This is a genomic window from Mucilaginibacter sp. OK283 (assembly GCF_900110415.1).
Taxonomy (GTDB): Bacteria; Bacteroidota; Bacteroidia; order Sphingobacteriales; family Sphingobacteriaceae; genus Mucilaginibacter.
The window spans coordinates 351,603-374,819 of the sequence record NZ_FODR01000001.1 but is presented as its reverse complement, the minus strand read 5'-3'; the positions used below and the strand labels follow the sequence as shown (position 1 = coordinate 374,819).

At 43.2% G+C, this 23,217-nt stretch carries 15 protein-coding genes; 10 read left to right on the top strand and 5 right to left on the bottom strand.

What is annotated here, in order from left to right; all coding sequences use genetic code 11:
- Positions 1–335 precede the first annotated feature (335 nt).
- Positions 336–2,573, top strand: a complete 2,238-nt coding sequence (locus tag BMX56_RS01710; RefSeq protein WP_090639513.1) for a CRTAC1 family protein — start codon at positions 336–338, stop codon at positions 2,571–2,573.
- A gap of 103 nt (positions 2,574–2,676) precedes the next feature.
- Positions 2,677–3,051: a hypothetical protein gene (locus tag BMX56_RS01705; RefSeq protein ID WP_090639509.1), complete on the top strand. Its 375-nt coding sequence runs from the start codon at positions 2,677–2,679 to the stop codon at positions 3,049–3,051.
- A 77-nt stretch (positions 3,052–3,128) separates the two neighbouring features.
- On the opposite strand, the gene BMX56_RS01700 is transcribed toward BMX56_RS01705, so the two are convergent.
- Positions 3,129–3,740 (bottom strand): SprT-like domain-containing protein, encoded by a 612-nt coding sequence (locus BMX56_RS01700; protein ID WP_090639506.1) that lies wholly within the window; start codon positions 3,738–3,740, stop codon positions 3,129–3,131.
- A gap of 255 nt (positions 3,741–3,995) precedes the next feature.
- Here BMX56_RS01700 and BMX56_RS01695 point away from each other — a divergent pair, with 255 nt between their 5' ends.
- The 8 genes from BMX56_RS01695 to BMX56_RS01660 all read left to right on the top strand — a co-directional run bounded on the left by BMX56_RS01695 (position 3,996) and on the right by BMX56_RS01660 (position 10,913).
- Positions 3,996–5,237 carry a TPR end-of-group domain-containing protein gene (locus tag BMX56_RS01695; RefSeq protein ID WP_090639501.1) on the top strand — a complete coding sequence of 414 codons (1,242 nt, stop codon included), beginning with the start codon at positions 3,996–3,998 and terminating at the stop codon, positions 5,235–5,237.
- A gap of 360 nt (positions 5,238–5,597) precedes the next feature.
- Positions 5,598–6,557, top strand: coding sequence for a fibronectin type III domain-containing protein (locus BMX56_RS01690; RefSeq protein ID WP_090639498.1), 960 nt, complete (start codon positions 5,598–5,600; stop codon positions 6,555–6,557).
- 11 nt (positions 6,558–6,568) lie between these two features.
- Positions 6,569–7,072: a hypothetical protein gene (locus BMX56_RS01685; protein WP_090639494.1), complete on the top strand. Its 504-nt coding sequence runs from the start codon at positions 6,569–6,571 to the stop codon at positions 7,070–7,072.
- The gene (locus BMX56_RS01680; protein WP_090639489.1) at positions 7,072–7,668 is read left to right on the top strand and encodes a toxin-antitoxin system YwqK family antitoxin; all 597 of its coding nucleotides are present in this window, start codon (positions 7,072–7,074) and stop codon (positions 7,666–7,668) included. Before BMX56_RS01685 ends, BMX56_RS01680 begins: the two co-directional genes overlap by 1 nt.
- A complete protein-coding gene (locus tag BMX56_RS01675) occupies positions 7,661–8,926 on the top strand; it encodes a hypothetical protein (RefSeq protein WP_090639485.1) in 1,266 nt (421 codons plus the stop codon). Before BMX56_RS01680 ends, BMX56_RS01675 begins: the two co-directional genes overlap by 8 nt.
- Positions 8,908–9,285, top strand: a complete 378-nt coding sequence (locus BMX56_RS01670; RefSeq protein ID WP_090639480.1) for a hypothetical protein — start codon at positions 8,908–8,910, stop codon at positions 9,283–9,285. The genes BMX56_RS01675 and BMX56_RS01670 overlap by 19 nt, the downstream gene beginning before the upstream one ends.
- Entirely contained in the window at positions 9,272–9,775 is a 504-nt protein-coding gene (locus BMX56_RS01665; protein ID WP_090639473.1) for a prepilin-type N-terminal cleavage/methylation domain-containing protein, read from the top strand. The genes BMX56_RS01670 and BMX56_RS01665 overlap by 14 nt, the downstream gene beginning before the upstream one ends.
- Positions 9,747–10,913, top strand: a complete 1,167-nt coding sequence (locus BMX56_RS01660) for a type II secretion system F family protein (RefSeq protein ID WP_255369746.1) — start codon at positions 9,747–9,749, stop codon at positions 10,911–10,913. The genes BMX56_RS01665 and BMX56_RS01660 overlap by 29 nt, the downstream gene beginning before the upstream one ends.
- Before the next feature lie 809 nt (positions 10,914–11,722).
- Here BMX56_RS01660 and BMX56_RS01655 read toward each other — a convergent pair.
- The 4 genes from BMX56_RS01655 to BMX56_RS01640 form a co-directional block, all read right to left on the bottom strand.
- Positions 11,723–12,331, bottom strand: a complete 609-nt coding sequence (locus BMX56_RS01655; protein WP_090639452.1) for a DUF1131 family protein — start codon at positions 12,329–12,331, stop codon at positions 11,723–11,725.
- Entirely contained in the window at positions 12,303–18,653 is a 6,351-nt protein-coding gene (locus BMX56_RS01650; protein WP_090639442.1) for a DUF6443 domain-containing protein, read from the bottom strand. The genes BMX56_RS01655 and BMX56_RS01650 overlap by 29 nt, the downstream gene beginning before the upstream one ends.
- A gap of 29 nt (positions 18,654–18,682) precedes the next feature.
- Positions 18,683–22,144, bottom strand: coding sequence for a hypothetical protein (locus tag BMX56_RS01645; protein ID WP_090639436.1), 3,462 nt, complete (start codon positions 22,142–22,144; stop codon positions 18,683–18,685).
- Positions 22,145–22,692: 548 nt separating this feature from the next.
- The gene (locus BMX56_RS01640) at positions 22,693–23,217 is read right to left on the bottom strand and encodes a hypothetical protein (protein ID WP_090639427.1); all 525 of its coding nucleotides are present in this window, start codon (positions 23,215–23,217) and stop codon (positions 22,693–22,695) included.

Sequence of the window (23,217 nt, the reverse complement as noted above, 5' to 3'; positions counted from 1 at the left end):
TTGCCTGTGCTGAGTTGTAAACTCCGGTGGCTCTGAACTGGAAAGTGACAAAATAAAACGATGTCATTATAAGGAACGAAGCAATCGCGAACTATGTAAAATCTGCAATGCTTGCGACGGGATTGCCACGCTATCGCCCGCAATGACATGATAAAACATTTCGGGTTTTTACATACACCCAAACAATAGTTAATAGTACCTAATCCGGATTGGCAAACTTGTTTGGCAGTGGCTTTGCCCCGCCCAACTTTATCAGCATATAGTATTCTTTTATTTAACTAAAAGCCGGTGTTTAAAACAATCCCGCTTTTGAGATAATATCATATCAGTCCAAAATGAAAATAAAAATAGCCGCGGCCCTAACGCTTATTGTAGCAATAGGCTTTACCATCATAGCATCCAGCCCCAAATCATCGCACCAGGAAATGATAGAGATGCTTGACCAATTGAATAAAAAAAACACCAACATGGCAAACCCGTTTAACCCGGAGGTGAAAATTGCCTACTGCGATTCGTTAGTTAAAATCCCGCCGAATGACCAGGATTCCTACCTGTTGTCGGCGCAGGCATCGTTATTGCTTATGGCAGGGCAGGAAGAAAAATCTGTAAGTATTTATGAAAAAATAATAGACAGGCTGGAGTTTATGCCATCGGACAGGCTCTTGTCTGAAGTGGGTATTGCGTATATGCGCCTTGGCGAACGTAGTAACTGCATGCTTAACCATACCGGTTCGTCATGTATTTTCCCAATCAAAAATGATGGGGTACATAAAATTCAAACAGGATCAAGAAAAGCTATCCAAATTTATAAAACCATTTTAAGGGTTCATCCCGATGATATGGAATCAAGATGGCTGCTCAACATTGCCTACATGACATTGGGCGAATACCCTCAAAAGGTTCCAAAAAATGTTTTAATCCCCGGTTTGAATGCCGATAGTGTGGCCGGACAAAAGCCATTTAAAGACATTGCCAAAAGCCTTGGCCTTAATGTTAATGGCCGCGCTGGCGGGGTTGCCGTTGACGATTTTAACAACGATGGCTACCTGGATATCATCACATCGGCCTGGGACTTGAGCGATCCGATGCATTATTTTGAAAACAACAAAGATGGCACATTTACCGATCGCACCGAGTATAGCGGGCTTAAAGGAATAACCGGCGGCCTTAATATTCAGCAAACAGATTATAATAACGATGGCAATATTGATCTTTTTGTATTAAGGGGCGCCTGGCTCACCAAGGGCTATGGAAACCAACCCAGCTCATTGCTGCGTAATAATGGGGATGGTACTTTTACCGACGTAACCATACCAAGCGGCCTGTTATATTTTCATCCTACGCAGACCGCCACCTGGGCCGATTTTAATAACGACGGATGGCTGGATGTTTTTGTTGGAACCGAGACATCAACACAGGATATGGACGGCAATTCATCAACTTGTATGCTGTACATTAATAACCACGACGGTACATTTACCAATATCACCAAAGAAGCACACTGTGATATTGTATCATTTGTAAAAGGCGTTACATCTGCCGATTATGATAACGATGGCTACCCGGATATTTTTATTTCGACCATGACTGGTGCCAAATACCTGCTCAGGAACAAAGGAATTAAAGGGAGTAAGGTAGATTTTGAAGACGTGACCCAAAAAGCCGGCTTTGCTCAAAATAAAGAACGAACCTTTACTACCTGGTTTTATGATTATGACAATGATGGCTGGCAGGATGTACTGGTGAGCGATTATAACTTTAACCGCCCGCTGGCTTATTACAGCGCCGCGGCAGCTTTAGGTAAAGCCGTGCCGGATGCAGGGAATGTGTTTTTATACCACAATAACCACAATGGTACTTTTACCAATGTAACCCGCGAGGTTGGTTTAGATAAGGTGGTGTACAGCATGGGGGGCAACTTTGGCGATATTGATAATGATGGCTACCTGGATATGTATTTTGGAACAGGCAATCCCGATTTTCGCTCACTGGTTCCCAATAAAATGTTCAGAAATGATAGCGGGAAAAAATTTATTGACATTACTACCTCATCGCGCATGGGCAACCTGCAAAAAGGGCACGGTATTGCCTTTGCAGATTTAAGGAATACCGGCAACCAGGATATATTTGCCCAAATGGGTGGCGCCTACATTGGCGATTCGTACACCAGCTCGTTATACCTTAATCCGCGCAACAATAATAACAATTGGATAAGCTTAAAACTCGATGGTGTAAAAGCCAATAAGGCTGCAATAGGAAGCCACATTAAATTAACATTTACCGAAAATGGTGTAAAAAGAAATGTTTATAAAGATGTAAACTCCGGCGGAAGCTTTGGCTCATCCCCATTGCGCCAGGAAATTGGCATAGGGCAGGCAAAAATAATTGACGATATAGAAATAAAATGGGCTGGCAGCGGTACCGTTCAGCATTTTACAAACATAACGCCAAACCAGTTTTTGAGGATAACAGAAGGCGTGGACCAATATAAAGTAACACAATTGGCTAAATTAACTTTTATTGATAAACAGGATATGACAATGTGTATGCCTATGGCGGCAAAAACAAATTAAGCTGTAAGTTTGTTTTATAAAATGTGTTGGCAGTTTACCTGTTTTTGAATAAAACCAACTACATTTAAATAAAATAACGAACAATTTTAATCAAACCTAAAAGATGAAAAAATTACTTTTATTATGCTGCCTGTTTATTGGATTAACAACAGCAAGCTTCGCCCAAACTGCAGCCGGCAGTAAGCCGGAAGAAAAGGCGATGGAACTGCAAAAAAAGTTAAAACTTACTGATCCGCAATGCAAAAAAGTTGCTGCTATCTATACCGAATCGTCGGCAAAGTTTGACAAAATTAAAACTGAAACGAAAGGTGATAACACCAAGATGCTGGTTGCTATTGAGCCGCTACGTACGGCAACAATAAAAAAAATCAAGGCCGTTTTAACCCCTGCACAAAAGCTAAAATATGATGAACTGGTAAAAAGTTCAAAAGCTGCTGGCGGTACAGGCTGGAGCGACGGCTGGAGTGGAAGTAAATAATACAAGGAAGTTCTAATACAGGGGTATTATTAATGCTGTCTCAAAAAAATGGGTAGCATTAATAATACCTTTTTCTTTTATTCCTCCACCAATTCCACCTCGGCCACCGGGCTAAACAAATACACCCGCTTGGTTTTTAGCTCAACGCATTTAAACCGCTTGCGTAACTGCTCTTCCTTTCTGAAAATGCGATTGCCTTTTATTTTGAATAAAGCTTTAAACGGAACTTTTTCAACTGTCAGCATCGCTTCTTTTGGTGCATCATATTTGCGCAGGGAACGGTACAGGTTCAAATCCGAACAGCTTGAAGCCGCCGGGTTATCCAGGTAACTCACAATGGCGTGTTTAACATCGGGCGGAAAAATGTCCTTTTCAAAAAAAGGCTGCATCATCCGTTTAAAATTACTTTTCCACTCGGTACCATGTGGCCGGGCTTTTTGCTTATGCTCATTCCAGGTATGCAGATGGGCAAACTCATGTACGGTGGTAACCAAAAAAGCGTACGGGTTAAGATCGTAATTAACCGAGATGCGGTGACCTTTCCCTGCATAAGGCGAACGGTAATCGCCAAATTTGGTACCGCGGTTGCGCGAAATTTTAAACTCGCATTTAAAGTAGTCAATCCAGCGGCCAATGAGCGGGGCAGCATCGGGCGGAAGATACCTTTCTAAAACTTTTACTTTATCCAATTTTTACCTCAACACAAATATAACGATTTCGAAGGATTATCATATCCCAGATGAAAAGCATTGGCAGAAACCGACAGGTGGTGGTGATGACCAAAGAAGTAGCGTTTAAGTGACCGCAAAAGCATCTTCGCGATATCCCTTAAATAGAGCATAGCAGATAAACTAATACAGAATATTGTTTTCGGCACATTAAAAGTATTTTTAAATTGCTGCAACGTTTTATCCGGATAGAGCATCTTGTAAAAAACCTGCGTTATGAAACAACTATTATTATCCGTACTCCTGGTTGCCACTACTCTTTTTGCCCACGCACAGCAACAATCATCGGCAGAAGTTACTGAATTTAAAAACTACACTACCAAACTTGAAAATGAACGCCGTGCCGCAACCGACAAGAAAGAATATATTGTAGCCGGCAACTTATGCGCCGAATGGATAAATAAATATGAACACGCGTCTCCTGCTATAGTTCAAAACTTTAAAGGCTGGAACCCAGGCATGTATTACAACCTGGCCTGTTATTTAAACTTACAAGACAAAAAAGAAGAAGCACTTACCGCACTTGAAAAATGCGTAGCCCTTGGTTATGCCAATTACTCGAACACCAAAGTTGATACCGATCTGGAAAGCCTGCACGAAGACAAGCGCTTTAAAGCCGCACTTCAAACCCTTCGCGAACGCGGCGACATGACCTATGTGCTACAAAGATCAGGGGCTTATAGTAAGGAGTTAAATAGAAAACTTCCCATTTTCAGTTATCAGCCGGCAACTGCACCAGAACTGCTTAACTTTAAAAATAAGTATAATTTAGATTCTATCAGCGGAAATAAGGACGAGATCAGTAAGTTTAAAAATCTGCTTTATTGGGTGCATAATGCGGTAAAGCACGACGGCAATTCCGATAACCCACCATCAAAAAACGCAATAGATTTAATTGAGATTTGCAAGAAAGAGAACCGCGGTGTTAACTGCCGTATGATGGCCACCATATTAAAGGATGCTTACCAGGCCGAAGGTTTTAAGGCCCGCATGGTTACCTGCCTGCCTAAGGATACTGCCGATAACGATTGCCATGTGATAACTATAGTATGGTCAAACACGCTGAATAAATGGATATGGATGGACCCTACCTTTAATGCTTATGTAAGCGACACCAAAGGTAATTTACTTAATATTGAAGAGGTTAGGGCCATGCTCATTAAAAACGGCACCGATGATCTTGTTTTAAACGATGATGCCAACTGGAATAACCAAAACAAGCAAACCAAAGATTATTATCTTGGATATTATATGTCTAAAAATCTTTACTGGCTGCAATGCCCGGTTAAAAGTGAATGGGATTTGGAAACCTATAAAGAAGGCAAAACAACTAACGAGTACATTAATCTTTACCCCGGTAATTATAGCAGCCGCCAGGTTAAGAAAGCAACCAGCGGTTCGGTTAAATACCCTACAGGTAACCCAGTTTATTTCTGGCAAAAGCCTGCAGGTATTTAATGATATTTGAACCGGGTATTTACGCGGTTTAATGCCGCCTGTGCTGCGCAGTTATTGTACAGCAGCTTTAACTATTTGTCTGATTTGTGTTATGGTTGCAATTTTTTAATATTTGGTTTATCCATTCACTTAACAGTTATTTTTGCACAATCTTTCAGTTAAAGTTGCCCGGCATCCATAAAAAATCAACAGTAACTTAACAGTCCTACTTTTCAATGCTTTTATGCTAATTGGTTAGTCGTTGCCGGTTTAATGCATTATGAGAATGATATCCAACAGGGAATGTCTTTTTTATTTGAAGTTTTCTATTATCCAGATATTATTTTATATAATTCAGACTTATTCCTAAATTAGTGCGGAATGAAACTTAAACACTTATTTTATATTTTTCCCGCCTTTTTAGCCTCAAACGTATTGCTTTCGGCCTGTAAAGAGTTTATCGAACCTTCGATTGCAAAAAGGCAAGTGACGCTTGAAGCACCTGCAAACCAGTATCAGAGCACCAAATACACTATAAATTTTTGGTGGGACGGCGTGGAGGATGCATTGGCTTACCGGTTACAGGTAGTTACCCCCGGCTTTGATTCCATTGGCGGCCTGATTCTGGATACACTGGTTAAGGACATTAAATTCACCTCGACTCTTGAGCCGGGAAACTATCAGTGGCGGGTAAGGGCAGAAAACGGGAGCTCGCAGACAGCTTATTCGCCCGCCAGAAGCTTTATTATTGAACAATCATCGCTAACCAATCAAACCGTCACCCTTTCGTCACCGTCCAATAATACGTCAACAAGCGTAAATGCAGCCCTTTTTAAATGGAACAGTTTATACGGCGCAACGAAATACCAGGTAGAGATTGATACAAATAACTTTGCCAATGAAGATGCGTTGGTTTATAACCAGGTTGTCCCTGGGCTCCAGGTTAATTTTACCTTTCCAAAGGATCAGGTTTATGGCTGGCGGGTAAGGGCAGAAAACGAGACCGAACAATCCAAATGGTCGGCTATCAATTATGTAACCTACCAATTGCCGCTGCCTGCCCAGGTTAGCCTGGTGTCGCCCGCGGCTGGAAGCAGTGTTAGCTTACCCGTGCAACTAAGTTGGAATTCAGTCACAGGAGTACCAGGTTACAGATTATATGTATTTAAAAGCGATTCGACCACGCTTTATAGTAATAGTTTTCCAGTTACGGTCAATTCTACCGGTTATAGTTTTAATCTCGGCGTTACCGGCGAGAAGATATATTGGAAAGTAAGTGCGCTGAACGCTTCGGGCAAGGAAGGGAAAGCCAGTGCACTTAGAAATTTTGTACTGTTTTAAGCCAATGGGTCATGGTCAAAAAAAATAAGGCACTAACATATGTACTGATTGTGGTTGTATTGCTGGTGTGGGGAATCATCATCTACCGGATAGTTATTGCATACAGCGGCGGTCATGATGAAAGTTATGTGCCACCGGTAGCACCTAAAGAGGTTTTTAATGATTATGCGGTGCCCAAAGACACGGCTCGCCTCTTGCTGAATTATCGCGATCCTTTTGGGATTGTTGTAAAGAAAGACACCGTAAAACTGCCGGCCAGGAATCGGCCGAACGCCGGAATTGCGAGGTTGAACATGGTACCGTCTTTTAACTGGGATATTATACGATATTCCGGGTATATAAAAAATCCAGGGTCTAAAAAACTGATTGCTTTTATGAAAGTAAACGGCAAAGAAGCGATGATGAGTGAGGGAGAGACAGTAGGGCAATTCAAACTGATTCGGAATATGAAAGATTCTGTATTAGTTAAGAGCGGAGGCAAAACCAAATATATTCATATCCAACCTGCAATTTAATGAAGTTCATTTATACAACCTTTTTAATTTTTGTTTACTGCAACTCATTTGGGCAGAAAATACCCGATTATGGTTTGCACAAGGTAAGAATTACGGATACCGACCGTACGATATTGGCAGAAATTATACCTGTTAATTCAAATCCGGATGTGCAAAGCACGCTTACTTATTACTGGTATGCAACTAACAAAGTACATACCCTTCAGGGCGGCTTTAGTGGCCGCTTATTAAACGGCGCCTACATCGAAACATACCTGAACCACAACAACCGAACTCAAGGCACCTTTAAAAAAGGCCTCAAGGACGGAACCTGGAAGGATTGGGATGAGCACGGAAACCTGATACAAGTAGTCAACTGGCGCAATGGAATACGTTCGGGCATCTTTAGTTTTTTTAACCCGGATGGCAGCCTGAAAGAAAGCGGGGAATATCGCAAAAACGAATTGGATGGTCCTGTAGTATTTCACGAAAGTCGCGATTCTTCACGGAAAATCTATTATAACAATGGCAAGGCTTTGGAAGGAAAGCCGCGTTCGCTTTTTGACAAAGTCAATATTTTTAAAAAGAAGCCCAAGCCGGGTAAGGGTCATGCTTAAAGGCTCGGCGCTTTATATTGTCATTATTATCAGCCTGGTAATTGCCTTAATCTGCTCTGCCCTTGTGCTGGCAGCTTATTTTTTTAGGGGGCAATACCTGGTAAAGTCGCGATTTGACCGCCTACAGGATAACCTTTCGTCAGGCATACATATCCTGCTGCGGACAAAAGACCCAGCCTATTTACAAGGGAAGACATTGAATTTGTTCACCAATGGCGATGATTCCGTACGGCTTAAAAATATCCCCTGGGGTATTTATGACATTGGCATTGTGGAAGCATTTAAGCAGCAAGACACGCTAATTAAAGTATTTTCGACCGCTTTTGGGATCGATTCATCCAAATGGGCGGCTATATACCTGATAGACGAAGACAGATCAGTCTCGGTAAGCGGAAAGACAACGATTAGTGGTAACGTTTACCTGCCAAAGGCCGGCGTAAAGGCAGCATATGTGGACAATAAAGCATATGAGGGCGATAAAAGGCTTGTTATTGGCAACATTCGTGACAGTCAGCGTAACCTGCCCCCGTTGAATGACATTCGCCTAAACAATTTAGCACAGCAGTTTAATAATCCGGGGGGGACAGTCAGTAAGAACTGGCATGTAGACACACTGGCGGGTTCATTTCGCCGCCCTGCCAATATTGTTAACCTGGGCAACAGCCCTTATACTCTAAAAAACACCAGACTATCGGGTAATATCATCCTGTATGCAGATACGCTGCTTACTATAGATAGTACCGCGATATTGAATAATGTGCTGGTATTTGCAAAGGCCATCGTTGTTAAAAGTGGTTTCCATGGCAGTTGCCAGCTCTTTGCTTCTGATTCTATAAGTATCGAAAAAAATTGCCGCCTGGAGTATCCTTCGTGTTTGGGCTTGCTGCGTTACAAGTCGCCTACGATTGGTTTTCCGCCACAAGTTAACATTGGTCAAAACGCTCAGATCAATGGTGTCATATTCACTTACGAAAAAGAAGCTTCTGCCTTGCCGGCAACCATCAGTTTGGACAAAGGGGCCCTGGTGAACGGCCAGATTTATGCGCAACATATTCTTTCGACCAAAGACAACGCTGCGGTTAAAGGAAGCGTTTTTACCACGCGATTTATGTACCAAACGGCATTTAGCCGGTATGAAAACTACCTCATAAACCTAAAAATAGATGCCCCCGCTTTATCAGCATATTACCTGACCAGCGACCTTACTCCCGTAGCCTCATCCGAAAAAAAAATACTACAATGGCTGGAGGCAAAATAAAAAAAAACGGGATGCTGGAGGCTGCTACCATTGTAGAAGTGGTTATAGCCCTGGTAATTATTGTTGTAGTGTTTGGTATGGCCATGATGATATTTGCCAATGTAACACAACAGGCAATATCCGCAAAAAAAATACGGGCGACGGCTGTGCTCAGGAATACCCTGCTTAAAGCAGAACAATCGCGGCAATTGCCGCAAGAGGCCTTTAACCAGGATGGCTTCAGGATTATACCGGTGGTTAAACCGTTTGAAGGCGGACCAGGCCTTAGCGAGTTTCATTTGGCCGCTTATGATGAAAACCAACAGGAGATAGCAAAGGTTTCGGAAATAATGATCAATAATGACAATGTTAAACCATAAACTAAAGGCTTTTACCATTATGGAAGTAACCATTGCACTATTGGTGTCGGGGATACTGATCGCTATCGTTTATGTGGCATTTGCGGTTGTAAACAATTCATACCATGCGTTTGTGCTCAAAAACGTGGAATCGGCTGATCTGGCACAACTCGATCTTTTGCTCAGCCGCGATTTCCGGCGCGCCGAGCTGATCGAAAAAACCGATTCCGGTTTGTTTTTTAAGAATAATAACGGCGGTATAAGATACGTGCTTAATAGTGATTATATTGTGCGTACCAATGGCATAACAGACACTTTTAAGTTTAAAACAACCCGTACCAATATGCTTTTTGAACAACACACTGTTGAAACCGGGCCCGATGCTTTAAATAGCAGGGTTGACGAACTGGAACTTGATTTAGTATTACACAACGATAATATGACCTTTCACTATTATAAACTGTACAGTTCTGCTAACCTTTTTGAACAGGATACCCATGCCGGCAATTGATCTGAGCCAATACGAAAAAAAGAAAGCGCCCAAACCTGCAAAGCAGGAAGGCGAGGGCGGCATTATTGCGTTTTTAAATAGGGACATCAGTTTTGGCAGCAAAGAACTTAACGATAAAAAAAAGGAATACCTATACCTGGAGCTAAGCTCGCTCCTGTTGGCCGGCATCAATTTAAAAACCAGCCTGGAACTGGTAACCGCCGAACAGGAAAAAGAAAGCGACAAAAAATTGTTTGCAGCCATACAGGATAGCGTATTGAATAACGGCATAGCCCTTTCCAAAGCCCTTGAAAAATCGGGTAAGTTTTCCTTGTACGAGGTATACAGTATTCAAATTGGCGAGGAAACCGGCCAACTGGCCATGGTTCTGCAGGATCTGGCTAAATATTACCAGGGCAGGATAAAACAAAGGCGCAAAATAGTTTCCACGCTTTCCTATCCATGTATGGTGCTGCTTTCGTCATTTGGCGCGGTGTATTTTATGCTGAAGGTGGTGGTACCCATGTTTGCCGATGTGCTCAAACGCTTCGGGGGGCAGCTGCCCTGGATCACCGAACTCGTGATCACGATATCCAAAGGAATGGAAACCTATTTTCTGCCCGCCTTCCTCTTGATTACCGCTATCGTCGTTTTCCTTTTCCGGGTGCGTAAAACGATGAGTTATCGTAAAATTTCTTCCGGTTTGGTATTGAGGGTACCTGTAGCGGGCAACCTGGTTAAAAAGATATACCTAGGCAGGTTCTGCAATTCCATGCGGTTACTTACGGGCTCGCACGTGCCGTTGTTGAGGGCCATTGCTTTAAGCAGGCAAATGGTGGGCTGGTACCCCATTGAATCTTCCCTGCAAAAGGTAGAAGACGATATCCTGAACGGTAAATCGCTGCACCAGAGCTTACAGCAGTTTAAAATATACCCTTCCAAAATGATCCAGCTGGTGAGGATTGGCGAAGAATCAAACAAGCTCGACTATTTTTTTGCCAAGATAGCCGAGCAGTACGGCGAGGAGGTAGAATACCAGACAGCCTCCCTAAGCAGTATCATGGAACCTCTTTTTATCATCGTAGTGGGTTTCCTGGTGGGGGTAATCATGATTGCTATGTACCTGCCGATGTTCCAGATGGGGAATACGTTTCAGTAGAAAGCGGAGGTAGCAGGTGTTCGGTTTTTGGATGGGATAACAGGTGTTCGGGCAGCTTTTTTGCAAATGATTGATATTGAGCTTCTTAAGTGTTCGGATTTTACAACTAAATTATAACATATTTACTATCAAGATTTTATCATTCACAATCTACCGAACAACTTGATAAAGCCCGAATACAATTTAAACTACGTCTGAACAAACGGCCGCCATGGGCTTTATATGGTAATAAACATTCAAAAATTTACAAATAACTACCAAAAATTGAGCAAAGCACAACACTTCTCTGATAAAAAACTATAAAAATTCAGCACTTTTTACCAAAGCTTTTTATCTGGACACCGTCGGATATACTTTCCGCTGCGCCTGATGATATTCTTTGGAGCCTTATATCTTTTGGAGAAGAAAACACCTATGATAATACTTCCAACTTTTGAGTTTTGAATTTTGAATTAACAGAGTGTTCCCCCCTGGTAGAAACCGTGCACGTCTATGTCTTAATTCTTGACTCCAATCTCTTGACTCTTTTCCAGGGCGTTACCCCCGCTGGTAGAAGCGGCGGGCAGGCTTTCCGTTACAAGTCCTCGCCTGGCCTTTGCCGCCCCGGCCTGCCCGCGCTATGGGCTTTTCACTGCAATCCTTAACGCGAACTGCTGGCATACCCCCCCGGATGAAATTAAAACATCCGGGGGTGCATATTTATTTAGCGCAAAGACAGTAGTTATAAATTACGAGCATAAGCGTTCGTTCGGAGAAATCGAACAGCGAAAGACTATAGACAACTGAGGCGACTTAGTTTTCAGCCCGATTCAATTTATAACTATACTATTTATTTTAACATCCTTTGGCATTTTATCAATATCCCATATCCTGCCTTCTTGGAGCGCCGGGTAGCCGTTAATATCCATTATGTATGTAATATGTTGGTCTTTTAAATCCCCAAAGGCGAGGTAACCGTCGGGCATTGGTGTTGTCTTTTTATTTATTTTATTGTAAATATCTTTCAGGCTATTACCAATTCCTATTCCTTCTAGTGATTTAATTTGACTATCAAAAATTGTAATTCTCGTAATATGACCTGTATCAATCCAACTTGATTCCAACAAAAAAGACATTTCTTTATTTCTTTTATATGACTTAGCGCTCCACGTTACCCCATCATCTCCGTCCATCAATGTATCTTTTATAACAAAGCATCCATTTAAGTCTTTATTTGCCGATAATGGTTTTCCTAAAAATTTCGTTTTCAAATATTCGATATTAATCTCGCATTTACTATCCGTCGCCACTTCATCTTTAATATGTTTTTTAGTTAACTCTTGTGGCTGTTTGTTTTGCCCACAAGAGTACAAGATTTGGCTACTCCCTATCACGACGATAATAAACTGCTTACTTATCATTTTTATCGTTTTTTTCATTTTTTTTAGGGTCTATATAATTCTTAATCCATTCGTATTGCCTTTCTATATCCTTCATCTTTTCTTTCAATTTTATATAATATAAAATTCTTTGTATCTCAATGGGGGCTGTCGCAGGATTAGTATCAGAATCATTTGAATCATCCCCGGAATATGTTGGCAAATTTTTGTAATCACCATCATATTTTGTAAAAAACTCTTCATTGCTAACTGTTCCATAATTCTGATTCTCTGGGTCAATTCGTTCGCCATCTTTATTTTTTGCATCTACATGAAGATGGGCAAAAGCGGCACCTGTATCCCCTGTTTTCCCTAATTCCTGTCCTTCATACACATGTGTTCCTTCTTTCAAGTCTTTGGCAACACTACTTAAATGAAGAAACCGAACTTTATCTCCATTTTTATATTTCACCTCTATGAATTTTGCGCCCTTGGCTTTCCCATTCTTTATTTCTCCAATCGAGGAAACTACACCGTCCCCTAAAGAATAAAATGGCGTACCTACTTTTGCTCTATAGTCTATCCCTACGTGAGGGCTGGTTCCAACATTTCTAATTTCCAAATATGTTGATGTTCTTACTATTGTATTAACTAAGCCATAGCCTCCATTTGCATAATCTTTTTTATTAACAGCTATATAGCCTCTCAAAGGCCAGGGTATCATACCGTCCAAATCAACCTTACCAATAGGGTCGTTATAGCAATAAGCGTAAGGCGACCATCTTTTACCCTCTTCCGCTAATGGATCTACTGTTGCCCACCTTGCAATCACAGGATCATAGAACCTTGCGCCGTAATCGTAAAGGCCTAAATCCGTTTGCAATTCCTTCTTGTTATAAAGATAATTATTTGGCGGGCTTAACCTTGTTCCCGATGCGATATCCATACCAAAAGGATAATAATCGTCTGTTTGTACCTGCCTTACGGCACCAGTACCTGTATCAAAGTTAACCCTGCTATTTCCCAAATGATCAGTCAGCGAATATTCATAGTTATAGGCGGTTGCACCGTTAGGCAATACCCGTCCTTCTTCTGTTTTGATAAAACTGACCGCCGACGTAGACGCCTCATACTGGATGCCGCCAATATAATCTGTTGCTGCCGTACCCGTCACCCTCCGTAATTTTTGCCCCGTTGCATCATAGGTGTAGGTTATCCCTTTTGATGCGATTGCCTGTGGCTGGTTCAGCAAGTTATAGGTAATGCCTGTTGTGCCGGTAATACCTTTGCTATCGTCGGCTACCAGGTTACCGTTAACATCGTACAAGTAATTGGCAGTGCCTTGCTTTTGTCCGGCATCATTGGTGGTTGCATCTGTAACGCTCAGCAGCTGGTTGCTGTTTGCTGCATAAGTATAGGTTAACTGGTCAATCAGCGTGTTTGCTGCATAGCGTTTCATCGCTTTAATATTACCCACAGCATCATAACTAATACTATTTTCATTGTTCCCGGCCGTAGAATTCCCGCCGTTCAACCGGTTCAATTGGTCATACACATAGTTATAATGGCTGCTCAGGTTTCCCGGAACGCCCCAATATTGATAAGCGATATTGCCGTTATACTGCTTATAGGTACCTGTATTATAATACAGTTGGGTGGCAAAAAGCGGCGCGCTACTGGTAAACAGCCAGCCCCGTTCATTATACGTATAGGCAACTGTTTGCATGAATGTTGTGCTGTCTGTACTGTGCAGGTTCTTTTTCCATACCTGGCCAATCTCGTTATAATCAGTCTGCGATACCAGTGTCCGGGTATCTGCCAATTGGCCGCCATTCTGGATCTGCTCCCAGGTTTTCAGCTTGCGGCCCATATGGTCATAAATGTACCGGTTACTTATCGTTACTTTAGCCACACTTGTACTGGCCGATGTAAAATGCTGGCGCGTATTGGTGGTTACCTGGTCATTAAAATTATAGGTGCTATTCGCCACATCATAATTACCGGCATTTAATACACCACCCAGATAATGTTGCTGAAAGGTTTTTGTGCTCCTGCCCCGGTCGTCGTAATAATGAGCCGTCCACAGCATATCTGGCGTAGTATTCCCTATTGTGTTCAGCACTGCGGTCTTTGTCGCTGTAAGGAGCCCTTTAGTCATCGCGCTGTTTCCGGTTACAACAAATGCTGCGGGGATGCCTGGAATGTTGGTATAGGCATCATAATAGTTAACCGTTAGTATTTTGTTTAGTGCTGGGTAGCTACTCAATACATAACCGATGGGGTATGTGGTAGTATTATTGGTATTGTCCCTGCTATCCCACTGCGCTGATGCATAAATACTGTTTTGTAGGGTCGACTGGGCTATAAGGGCTCCTGCATTCCACAATCCGGTTATAATTACCCTGCTCAACCCATCATACTTAGTCACTGTCCACTGGTTGGTCAACCTCTGAACAGCATCCTGATTCAATACCAGTTGGTCCAATTTATTATATACCATATACTCCCAACCTTTTCCCGGAATTTTCTTTTGTATTAACCGGTTCCGCTCATCATAACGGTATTGGTAGCACAGGTTGTCCTGTATTGTGGCCGACGGTACACCTGATACCATATCGGGTCCGGCGAGGGGCGGCAGCACAAAGGCCAGGTTGCCCAGGTCATCGTATACGTAATAAGTTGATAGTATTTGCAGTGTTGTGCCGCTGTAATTAAACGTTCTTTTAAGCACTACGTGGCCGGCGTTGTCTTTGTATTCTTCGGTTGTACCGCCGCGTCCGCTCTTCCAGTTCTCATCTTTGCTTACCGTTATATACAAGGTACCAGCCGTGTAGTTGGCATTGGTACCTGTGGCCCGGGTAAGCGTCTGGCTCCGGTCGGCGTTTATCGTTGTTGCGTACAAAGCCACCAGCGTGCTGTTGGCCGTATCCGTTAACGCCAAAGCATTATTGTTTACGTAAGCTATTTTGGTAGTATGCCCTGAATTGGTTATACCTGCATCATAAGGCTGCCAATCCGCTCCTGACGCACCCTGTTCTGCTACGCGGTTCAGTGGCGATGGCTCAAAACCTGTTACCGCATATGGGTTGCTTACTGCTCTTACGCCTGTTGGCGGGGCTGTATAAAAATCAGCTTGTCCGGCTCCAGCGGTCAGGGCATCGGTTTTATAGCTCCCATCACTGGTGCCTGCCTTTAACGCGTAGGGCAGATATTTTTGAGCCTCGTGCCCATATTGGTCATAGGCAATGGGTTGTACAATATCCTTTCTGGCGGGCGAACCTTTAACCTGCACCGTTTGCACAGGCCTGCCCAGGCCGTCAAGGTAAGTTATAACCTGGTTTACATCACACGTGGTCATGGCTGCCAGCTGCGAGAGGCCGCTTATGCTGGTTACCCCCGGTATCCTGAGTACACTGGTTACAATGTAATTCATGTTTATCCCCGGATTTGTATTCATTACCTGGCAGTTGGTAACATTGATAACGGCAGAAGTTGTATAGGCCGATACCCCGTTACTGGTAACTCCAACCCGGTAATAGGTGTTTACCGTTAATATCCCTGGGCTGTAACTACTACCTGTGGCACTGCCAATGTTTGCCCAGGTACTGTTGTCAGGTGAACTTTGCCACTGATAGGTATAGGTGCCGCTACCGCCCGAAGGAGCGCATGACAGTGCCGCTGCCGCTGTGCCTGTAAGTACCGTTTGTGTTGCCGGGCTTACTGCGCCGGCTGCCAGCTGCGGATAAGCTGTTACCGTAGCTGTACCACCTGTTACGCTTACCCCGTTGCTTGTTGATACCAGGTGATAGTACATAGTTGCCGTTAGCGTACCCGGTGCATAACTTAACGTTGTGGCACCGGTAATATTAGTCCAGGTACTGTTATTAGGCGAGCTTTGCCATTGGTACGTGTAAGTGCCGTTGCCGCCCGTAGCTGCAGTATACGTCAATGTAGCTGCTGCCGTATTGTAATTGATGCTTTGGCTGGCCGGGCTCACCGTACCCGATACCAGCTGCGGGTAAACGGTAACCGTTGCCGAACCACTGCTTACACTTATGCCATTACTTGTTGATACCAGGTGAAAATACGTTGTTGCCGTACGCGCACCCGGTGCGTAGCTCAGGCTGGTTGCACCTGCAACATTAGTCCAGGTGCTGTTATTGGGCGAGCTTTGCCATTGGTATGTATAGGTGCCGTTGCCACCTGTAGCTGCCGTACCCGTAAGCGTGGCTGCGGCTGTATTGTAATTAATAGCCTGGCTTGCCGGGCTCACTGTACCGGATACCAGCTGCGGAAAAACCGTAACTGTTGCAGTACCACTTGTAACGCTTACCCCGTTGCTGCTTGATACCAGGTGGTAATACATGGTAGTGGTTAGTGTACCCGGTGCATAGCTTAAAGTTGTTGCACCCGCAATATTGGTCCAGGTACTGTTATCCACCGAACTTTGCCATTGGTACGTATAAGTACCGCTGCCGCCCGTTGCTGCTGTACTTGTAACCGTAGCGGCTGCCGTACTATAGTTGATATTTTGGTTTGCAGGGCTCACTGTGCCGGATGCCAGCTGCGGGTAAACCGTAATCGTTGAGGTACTCCCCGTTACACTTCCTCCGTTACTGGTTGATACCAGATGATAATATGTTGTAGCTGTTAATGTACCCGGCGCGTAACTTAAAGTTGTGGCACTGGTAATATTAGTCCAGGTACTGTTATTGGGCGAACTTTGCCATTGATAGGTATAAGTTCCGCTGCCCCCGGTGGCTGCCGTGCTTGTAAGTGTTGCTGCCGCTGTATTGTAATTGATGTTTTGGCTCGCGGGGCTGGTTGTGCCCGAAACCAGCTGCGGGTAAACCGTAACCGTTGCTGCCGAACTGTTCACACTAACACCATTGCTGCTTGCTGTTCTCCTGAAATAAGTAGTGGTAGTAAGGCTACCGCTGGTATAGCCCGCGCTGATAGCGCCCGTGATATTTGTCCACGTGCTGTTATCGGGCGAGCTTTGCCACTGGTAAGTATAGGTACCATTGCCCCCCGTTGCAGCCGTACCTGTAAGCGTTGCCGCTGTATTATAATTAATTGATTGTGTTGCCGGGCTAATGGTGCCCGCTGCCAGTTGAGCATAAACCGTAGCCGTATAATTACCAGTGTAAACGGTTTCGGTGTTGCATGTAACCTTACACCTATAGCCGGTGGTAGCGGTTAATGTACCCGGGGTGTAGCTTAATCCTGTTGCCCCTGCAATATCGGCAAAGCTGACATTGCCGTTTGTGCTTACCTGCCATTGGTAACTATAACTGCCGCCGCATAAACCGCCGGTTGCCGCTGTAGTACTAATTGTGCCGGGCGCTGTGCCATAATTAATGCTGCTTCCGGAAGAACTGATAGTTCCGGCTGCTAAATGGGGATATACGTTTACGGTTGCTGTGGTGGAATAAACCGACTCGCTTCCGCAGGTAACCATCCGTTGATAATACATTGTCTGCGTTAAAGCAGGTGGAGAGTAGGAGGCCCCGGTAGCCCCGGAAATAGCGTAAAAAGCTGTCCCGTTACTTGAATTCATCCATTGATAGGTATAGCTGCCGCCGCAATTCCCTCCCGTAGCCGTGGAAGATGATAACGCGACAGGCGCTGTACCTGTTAAAATATCCTGGCTCGCCGGACTGGCGTTTCCGCCGTTTAAAGCAGGCAGCACATTAACCAACGCAGTTCCTGAATAGCCACTCTGGTAAGCATTGGAAACCACGTACCTGCGGTAATATATGCTTTGCGCAGCCGGCACAGCAGAAAAACTAAGGTTTTGCCCTGTTGCTCCGGCAACATCAGTCCAACTTGCCTGATCTGTACTTTGCTGCCATTGATAGTTATAAGTTATTGGTGAGCAACCACCATAGGTGGCGGCACTGCAGCTAATAGTGGCAGGAACTGTCTTATACACGGTTTGCGTAGCATTAGCAGTGATGGCGCCTGGCACCAGGGCTGCGCCCACATTTACATTGAGCGAGGCGCTGGGGTTAGCACTGCTGTAAACGTGTACATTTACGGTTCCTACAGAGGTGCCGGAATTCCATGTAACGGAAATGGAAGACAGGCCGGTTCCATTCTGGCTGTTACTGCTTGTGCCCGTTATAAGCCCGCCTGTAACCTGCCATTGTGTTGGGTACCCCGATGTATAGCTGCTGCTTACACTATAGGTGGAGGATTGCCCTGCTGTACCACATGTATTGCCGGAAATAGTCATTTGCGCCAGGGCCGATTGCCCCAGGGCAAAAAACAGCATTATAGGCAAAACCAATTTGTACAGCCTGCTCCATTGGGTGCCTTGTTTAAAATTTGCTGTATCACTCCGCTTACCGTATGCGGATATAGGTATATTTAAAATCATTGTGCGATAATGTTAGGTTGATGCTTTTGTTATTGGCCTGCGTAATGATAATCTGTATGTTTAACAATGTTATTGTCCTTATCCTTAATGTTGATTAACCGCTGAAAGGCATCATATTCATAATAAGTAGTCAGTCCCTTTGCATCAATTGAACTCGTCATTCCTACCAAGGGCGCGTAGGTATAAGTAGACATTTGCGCATCTAAAGGGTAAATTCTGATATCATCATAGGCTGTACCGCCGGTTAACGCGTACGAGCTCCCGGTGTACGCCACTTCCGGCTGATACAGCCAAATGCCACTGCCGTTCCTGTACCAATAACTAATTACATAACTGCGGCTGTTAGGCCTTGTCCACGTCACGGTATATGCTCCGTTATAAAACCTCGCCCCCGTATGCGCTGCCCCGGCAACTACATTTGTTCCTGTATTTTCTTCAAACCCTTCGTAGTAAAATTCGTTGCTTGCCGCATTTGAAACCGTAGCTACCGGGTATAGGTTATAGTATCCCCACTTGTAGGCTAATGCCGGGCCATCGGCCTTTTGCTGTTCTAAAATGTTACCATAACTATCGTATTTATTAAATTTTGTACGGGTTTCTATCGGGTTGGTCAATACCTGTTCATCTACCGTTTGCGGAAGCAAAAGCTTTCCATTGGTAAACCAGTCATTATAATTGATATTAGCCAACGCTAACTGCGTTCCGTTTTTCAATTGCTGAAACTTAACGTATGGTGCAATCATATTCCTGTTAACCATGGTTTGGTACACATTGGTGCCCGAAGCCAGGTCATGCGGATACTTCATAATATTGGTTAATGTTTCCTGCTTGCTGTTGAGCGTTGTTTTTTGCGTTGGCAGCAAATGAGTAGCATCGTCATAAGAATAAGTGTTTGTTGTTCCGGTTTGAATCCCGGAATTATCATAGATAGCGTCGGAGTCGGATTGAAGCATTATTGCGGAGGTAGGCAAATCGTAGCTGTCTAAAATAATATCGTTATAAACAGCGGTGCTGTTGAAACCATTACAGCTGGTTTCGTCAAATGAATAAGTATATCTTGGCTGTACACGAATCATTTGCTGGGTACTTTGCCTGGCAGTAACATAATTATACCTTTTTGATTCTACTAAATCATACCCGGACGAACTGTTGCTTTTATAAATATCTTCTGATGAAAGATATCCGTTTCTCCAAACATTACTGATCATCTGAACCCCATAAATATCAGAGTTATTTGCCAGCACCTCCTGGTCAACCGAGATAGGGTATCCAAATACCTTTTTACCGTTTTTCAATTCCCCGGTAAACGATACATCATACTCTGTAACTTTACCATATAAAACCGGGCTTCCAGACAGTTGACTTGCAGGTATAACGCTATTGGAATGGTAAATAACCGAAGGATTCCCGGTAGAGTACATACAGCCGTGCGGTACGCCATCAATAATTTGTGAATTTCCTCTTCTGAATATCGTATTGGTGGTAAAAATACCCAGGTATTGCTGCGGAGTAAGCAGGGTTCCGGTCCCGTCATCAGTATAATCGTATCTTTTTTGGTTTATCATGCTACCATTGTTATCAAAGTTGGTAATCGTTTTCACTCTTAATCCTCCCCCTTGTAATACCTGTGCAACATTTGTTTGCAAATCCCAAAACAAATCAAATACTGAGCTTACATTTGAATTGGTTGTGTAAATATTGGTAGTTAAAACATAAGTATGCCCAACTGTTAAAAAAGGCCCGGTAACGTTAGAAACAGGGTTTAAACCAGTTGTATAGGCTTGTGAAGCATTCATGTTGGTAAACCTGAATACCTCTTGCCCGGTGGTTTGATCGGTAAGCACTGCCGTTGGCCTGTTTGATACATCAGGATAATTATATGCCGAAATTTTAACATTGTAACGAAGGTTTAACATGTCTGCCGTTAAAACAAAACTTACCGAGTTTGTTGACTGCAGGCCACCCTGCGAAGTACTTTCTAATAATTGCTGTACAATTTGGTTTGATTGTGTTGCGTATTTATGGGGCTCAAGCTCATAAACAGTTTTTCCGCCCGTGGGATATTTCATTGACTGAATAGAACATGCTTTAATATAACCCGCGTCAAAGCCTCGGTTTGCACTGCCAAAACTATAATAGCTGTTTCCGGTCCCCACAACATTAAAAAGCACATTTTGGCTTGGCATTAAGGTTGTATTTTCAAAGTGGCCGTTATTGAACCCGAACTGATCCTGCCCAAACGACTCTCTCGGAGCCATTGGGGTATTATCATACGTCATACTATATACCTGCGGCTTAAACACATTATTGCCGTCAAAAAATTGCACACTATCTAACCGTAACCTGTATGGATCAACGCCATCAGGATCCTGCGGATCGCTATAGTTTGACGGTTTATAATAAAAATACGACTGGTTTAATTTTACCTTTTTTAACAGGCTATAAGTACCGAGGTTTTTTGAATAGATATTAATTTCCCGGGCGCGCATAGCCGAAGGGTAATCGGATCTGTCGGCTGTATTAACAAATGTTATTTTTCCTCCTTTCCAGTTAATCTCCTTTACATATGATTCGTCATTATAAACAAATTGACTAACATAACTATCACTATTTATAACATCTCCATATCCGCTTGTGCCATAGGATGTAGAGGCCGATGTGCCTATGGTATGAGAAAATGATCTTGCGTGTTGGCCCAATCCAAGAACACTATCGTAAGTAATAAAAACAGTATCTACCTGGTTACTACTTACAATTTTTGTAAGCCGCCACGCGCTTGTATACCTCGGAATTAAATTAACGTTATTAACAGTACCGAAGCTTGTATTCTCTTTTTGTTCATAAATGTAAGCTAAGCCATTTTGATTGGTTATTTTATAACATGTTCCGGCATAATTTTCAATTTTATTATTGGTTAATGGAAACTGGATAAAAGAATGATCGGATTGCTTTATAATAAATTTTGCGCTCTGCCCTTCAATTCCGTAAGCGAAAACGTCTGGATTGGCATCTGATAACCCCTCCATAACGTTGTATAAGTAATCGCTATATATTCCTTCATTATTGTACACATCGGTGGAAAGTGGCGAATACAAATAACCGGTTGCCGACTCGTCGGGTAAGCCAACAAGGGAACGGGAAACGGATCCTCCGGCATTCAACGCCCACCCAATACCTATACAGGACGAGACTTCATCTACCCTTATTCCCCCTGCATGATAATCCAATGATATCGGAAGCTTGATATCGCCAACCTTAACTTCAAAAATGGGTATGGTTATGTTAGGGGTTCCGGTATTATAGCCAACAGGTATATTACCGAATTTACCTAAGCTGGCAACTTCGGGCGAAGTTGTGCCAACACCAATCATATTTTGAAACTGATTAGGCGACTGCGCAATTGCTCCATTAATATTTATAAACCAAAATATAATAAGAGCAAACTGAAACGGTTTTACTTTAAAAAGTTTGTTTACGAAAACATTGTTCATTTTATGTTGCTTAAAGATTTTTCTCTTTTTAACAACCAATGCCTTTCTTAACTCATTAATTTGCTTTGCAGTGAAGTTAACGGTAAATCGTTTTCCCTGCCCTTTTTTCTTCGCTAATCAAATAAAAAGCAAACGCTTTCCGGAGGTTTATTCATTTCCCCCAAGGTTAAAGTCATCTTTAATTCATCTGCTGTTCAGATGCTATGTTTGATCAAGATTGTGTTGAGATATGATAAGTACATTAGGTTGTTATTATTTATAAATAGCGGTTTTTATACACGCGCATTAATGCCCTAAAAATGAAAACTATTTTTAAGAAAAACAAAAAATACTTGCATTAAATTTAATATCATTTTGCAATTGCCTTGAAAATAATATCTCTAACCCTTAACTACAAATATTAAGTTTAACTATAACGAATCTTCAAATCGACTTTGGATACGCAAAACAGACCTGTCAGGGATTAATTTCATATCATTTCAAAATGGCTGTCGCAATGATCGAACGGGAAAAGCAAGCAAAAAAAATATCTCATTATTCAAAACCCGTCACCTAATCACCGCAACAAACACCCGCATACCAAGCACCTTTGTTTCCGTATTGCCTCCAACAACCTTACCCGATACAAAATCAACCGAACGTACCAGGCCGGTACCGTCTGTGGCTTGCAGTTGCTGCAATAATTTGCAAAGCGAAAAAAAATCGCCTTCAAAATCAAGCCGCTGGATGATGTATTTATCGTCGGGGGCCGGGCTGGGTTGCACCGGTACACGCGACAGCCTCACGTTCAGCTTTTCGGCCTGCAGGGCAATGGTGGTTATCATGCTGCTGCGCATAGTGGCCGTGTCCATCTTAAACCGGGTTATAATGTGGTTCAGGTTATTATCTTTCCGCTCCAGGTAGCCGGGCTGATAGGTAAGGTCGCCTGCTTGTGCTATTTTGCCCTGTAATTCGCGCCGCAGTTTCCAGGCATCAACGGTGTGGCTGAATGAAAAGCGGTAGCATACCAGTAAAAGCAGTACCGATCCGGCTATCAGCAGGTATTCCTTTTTGATGTTGAGGTTTTTCGGCAT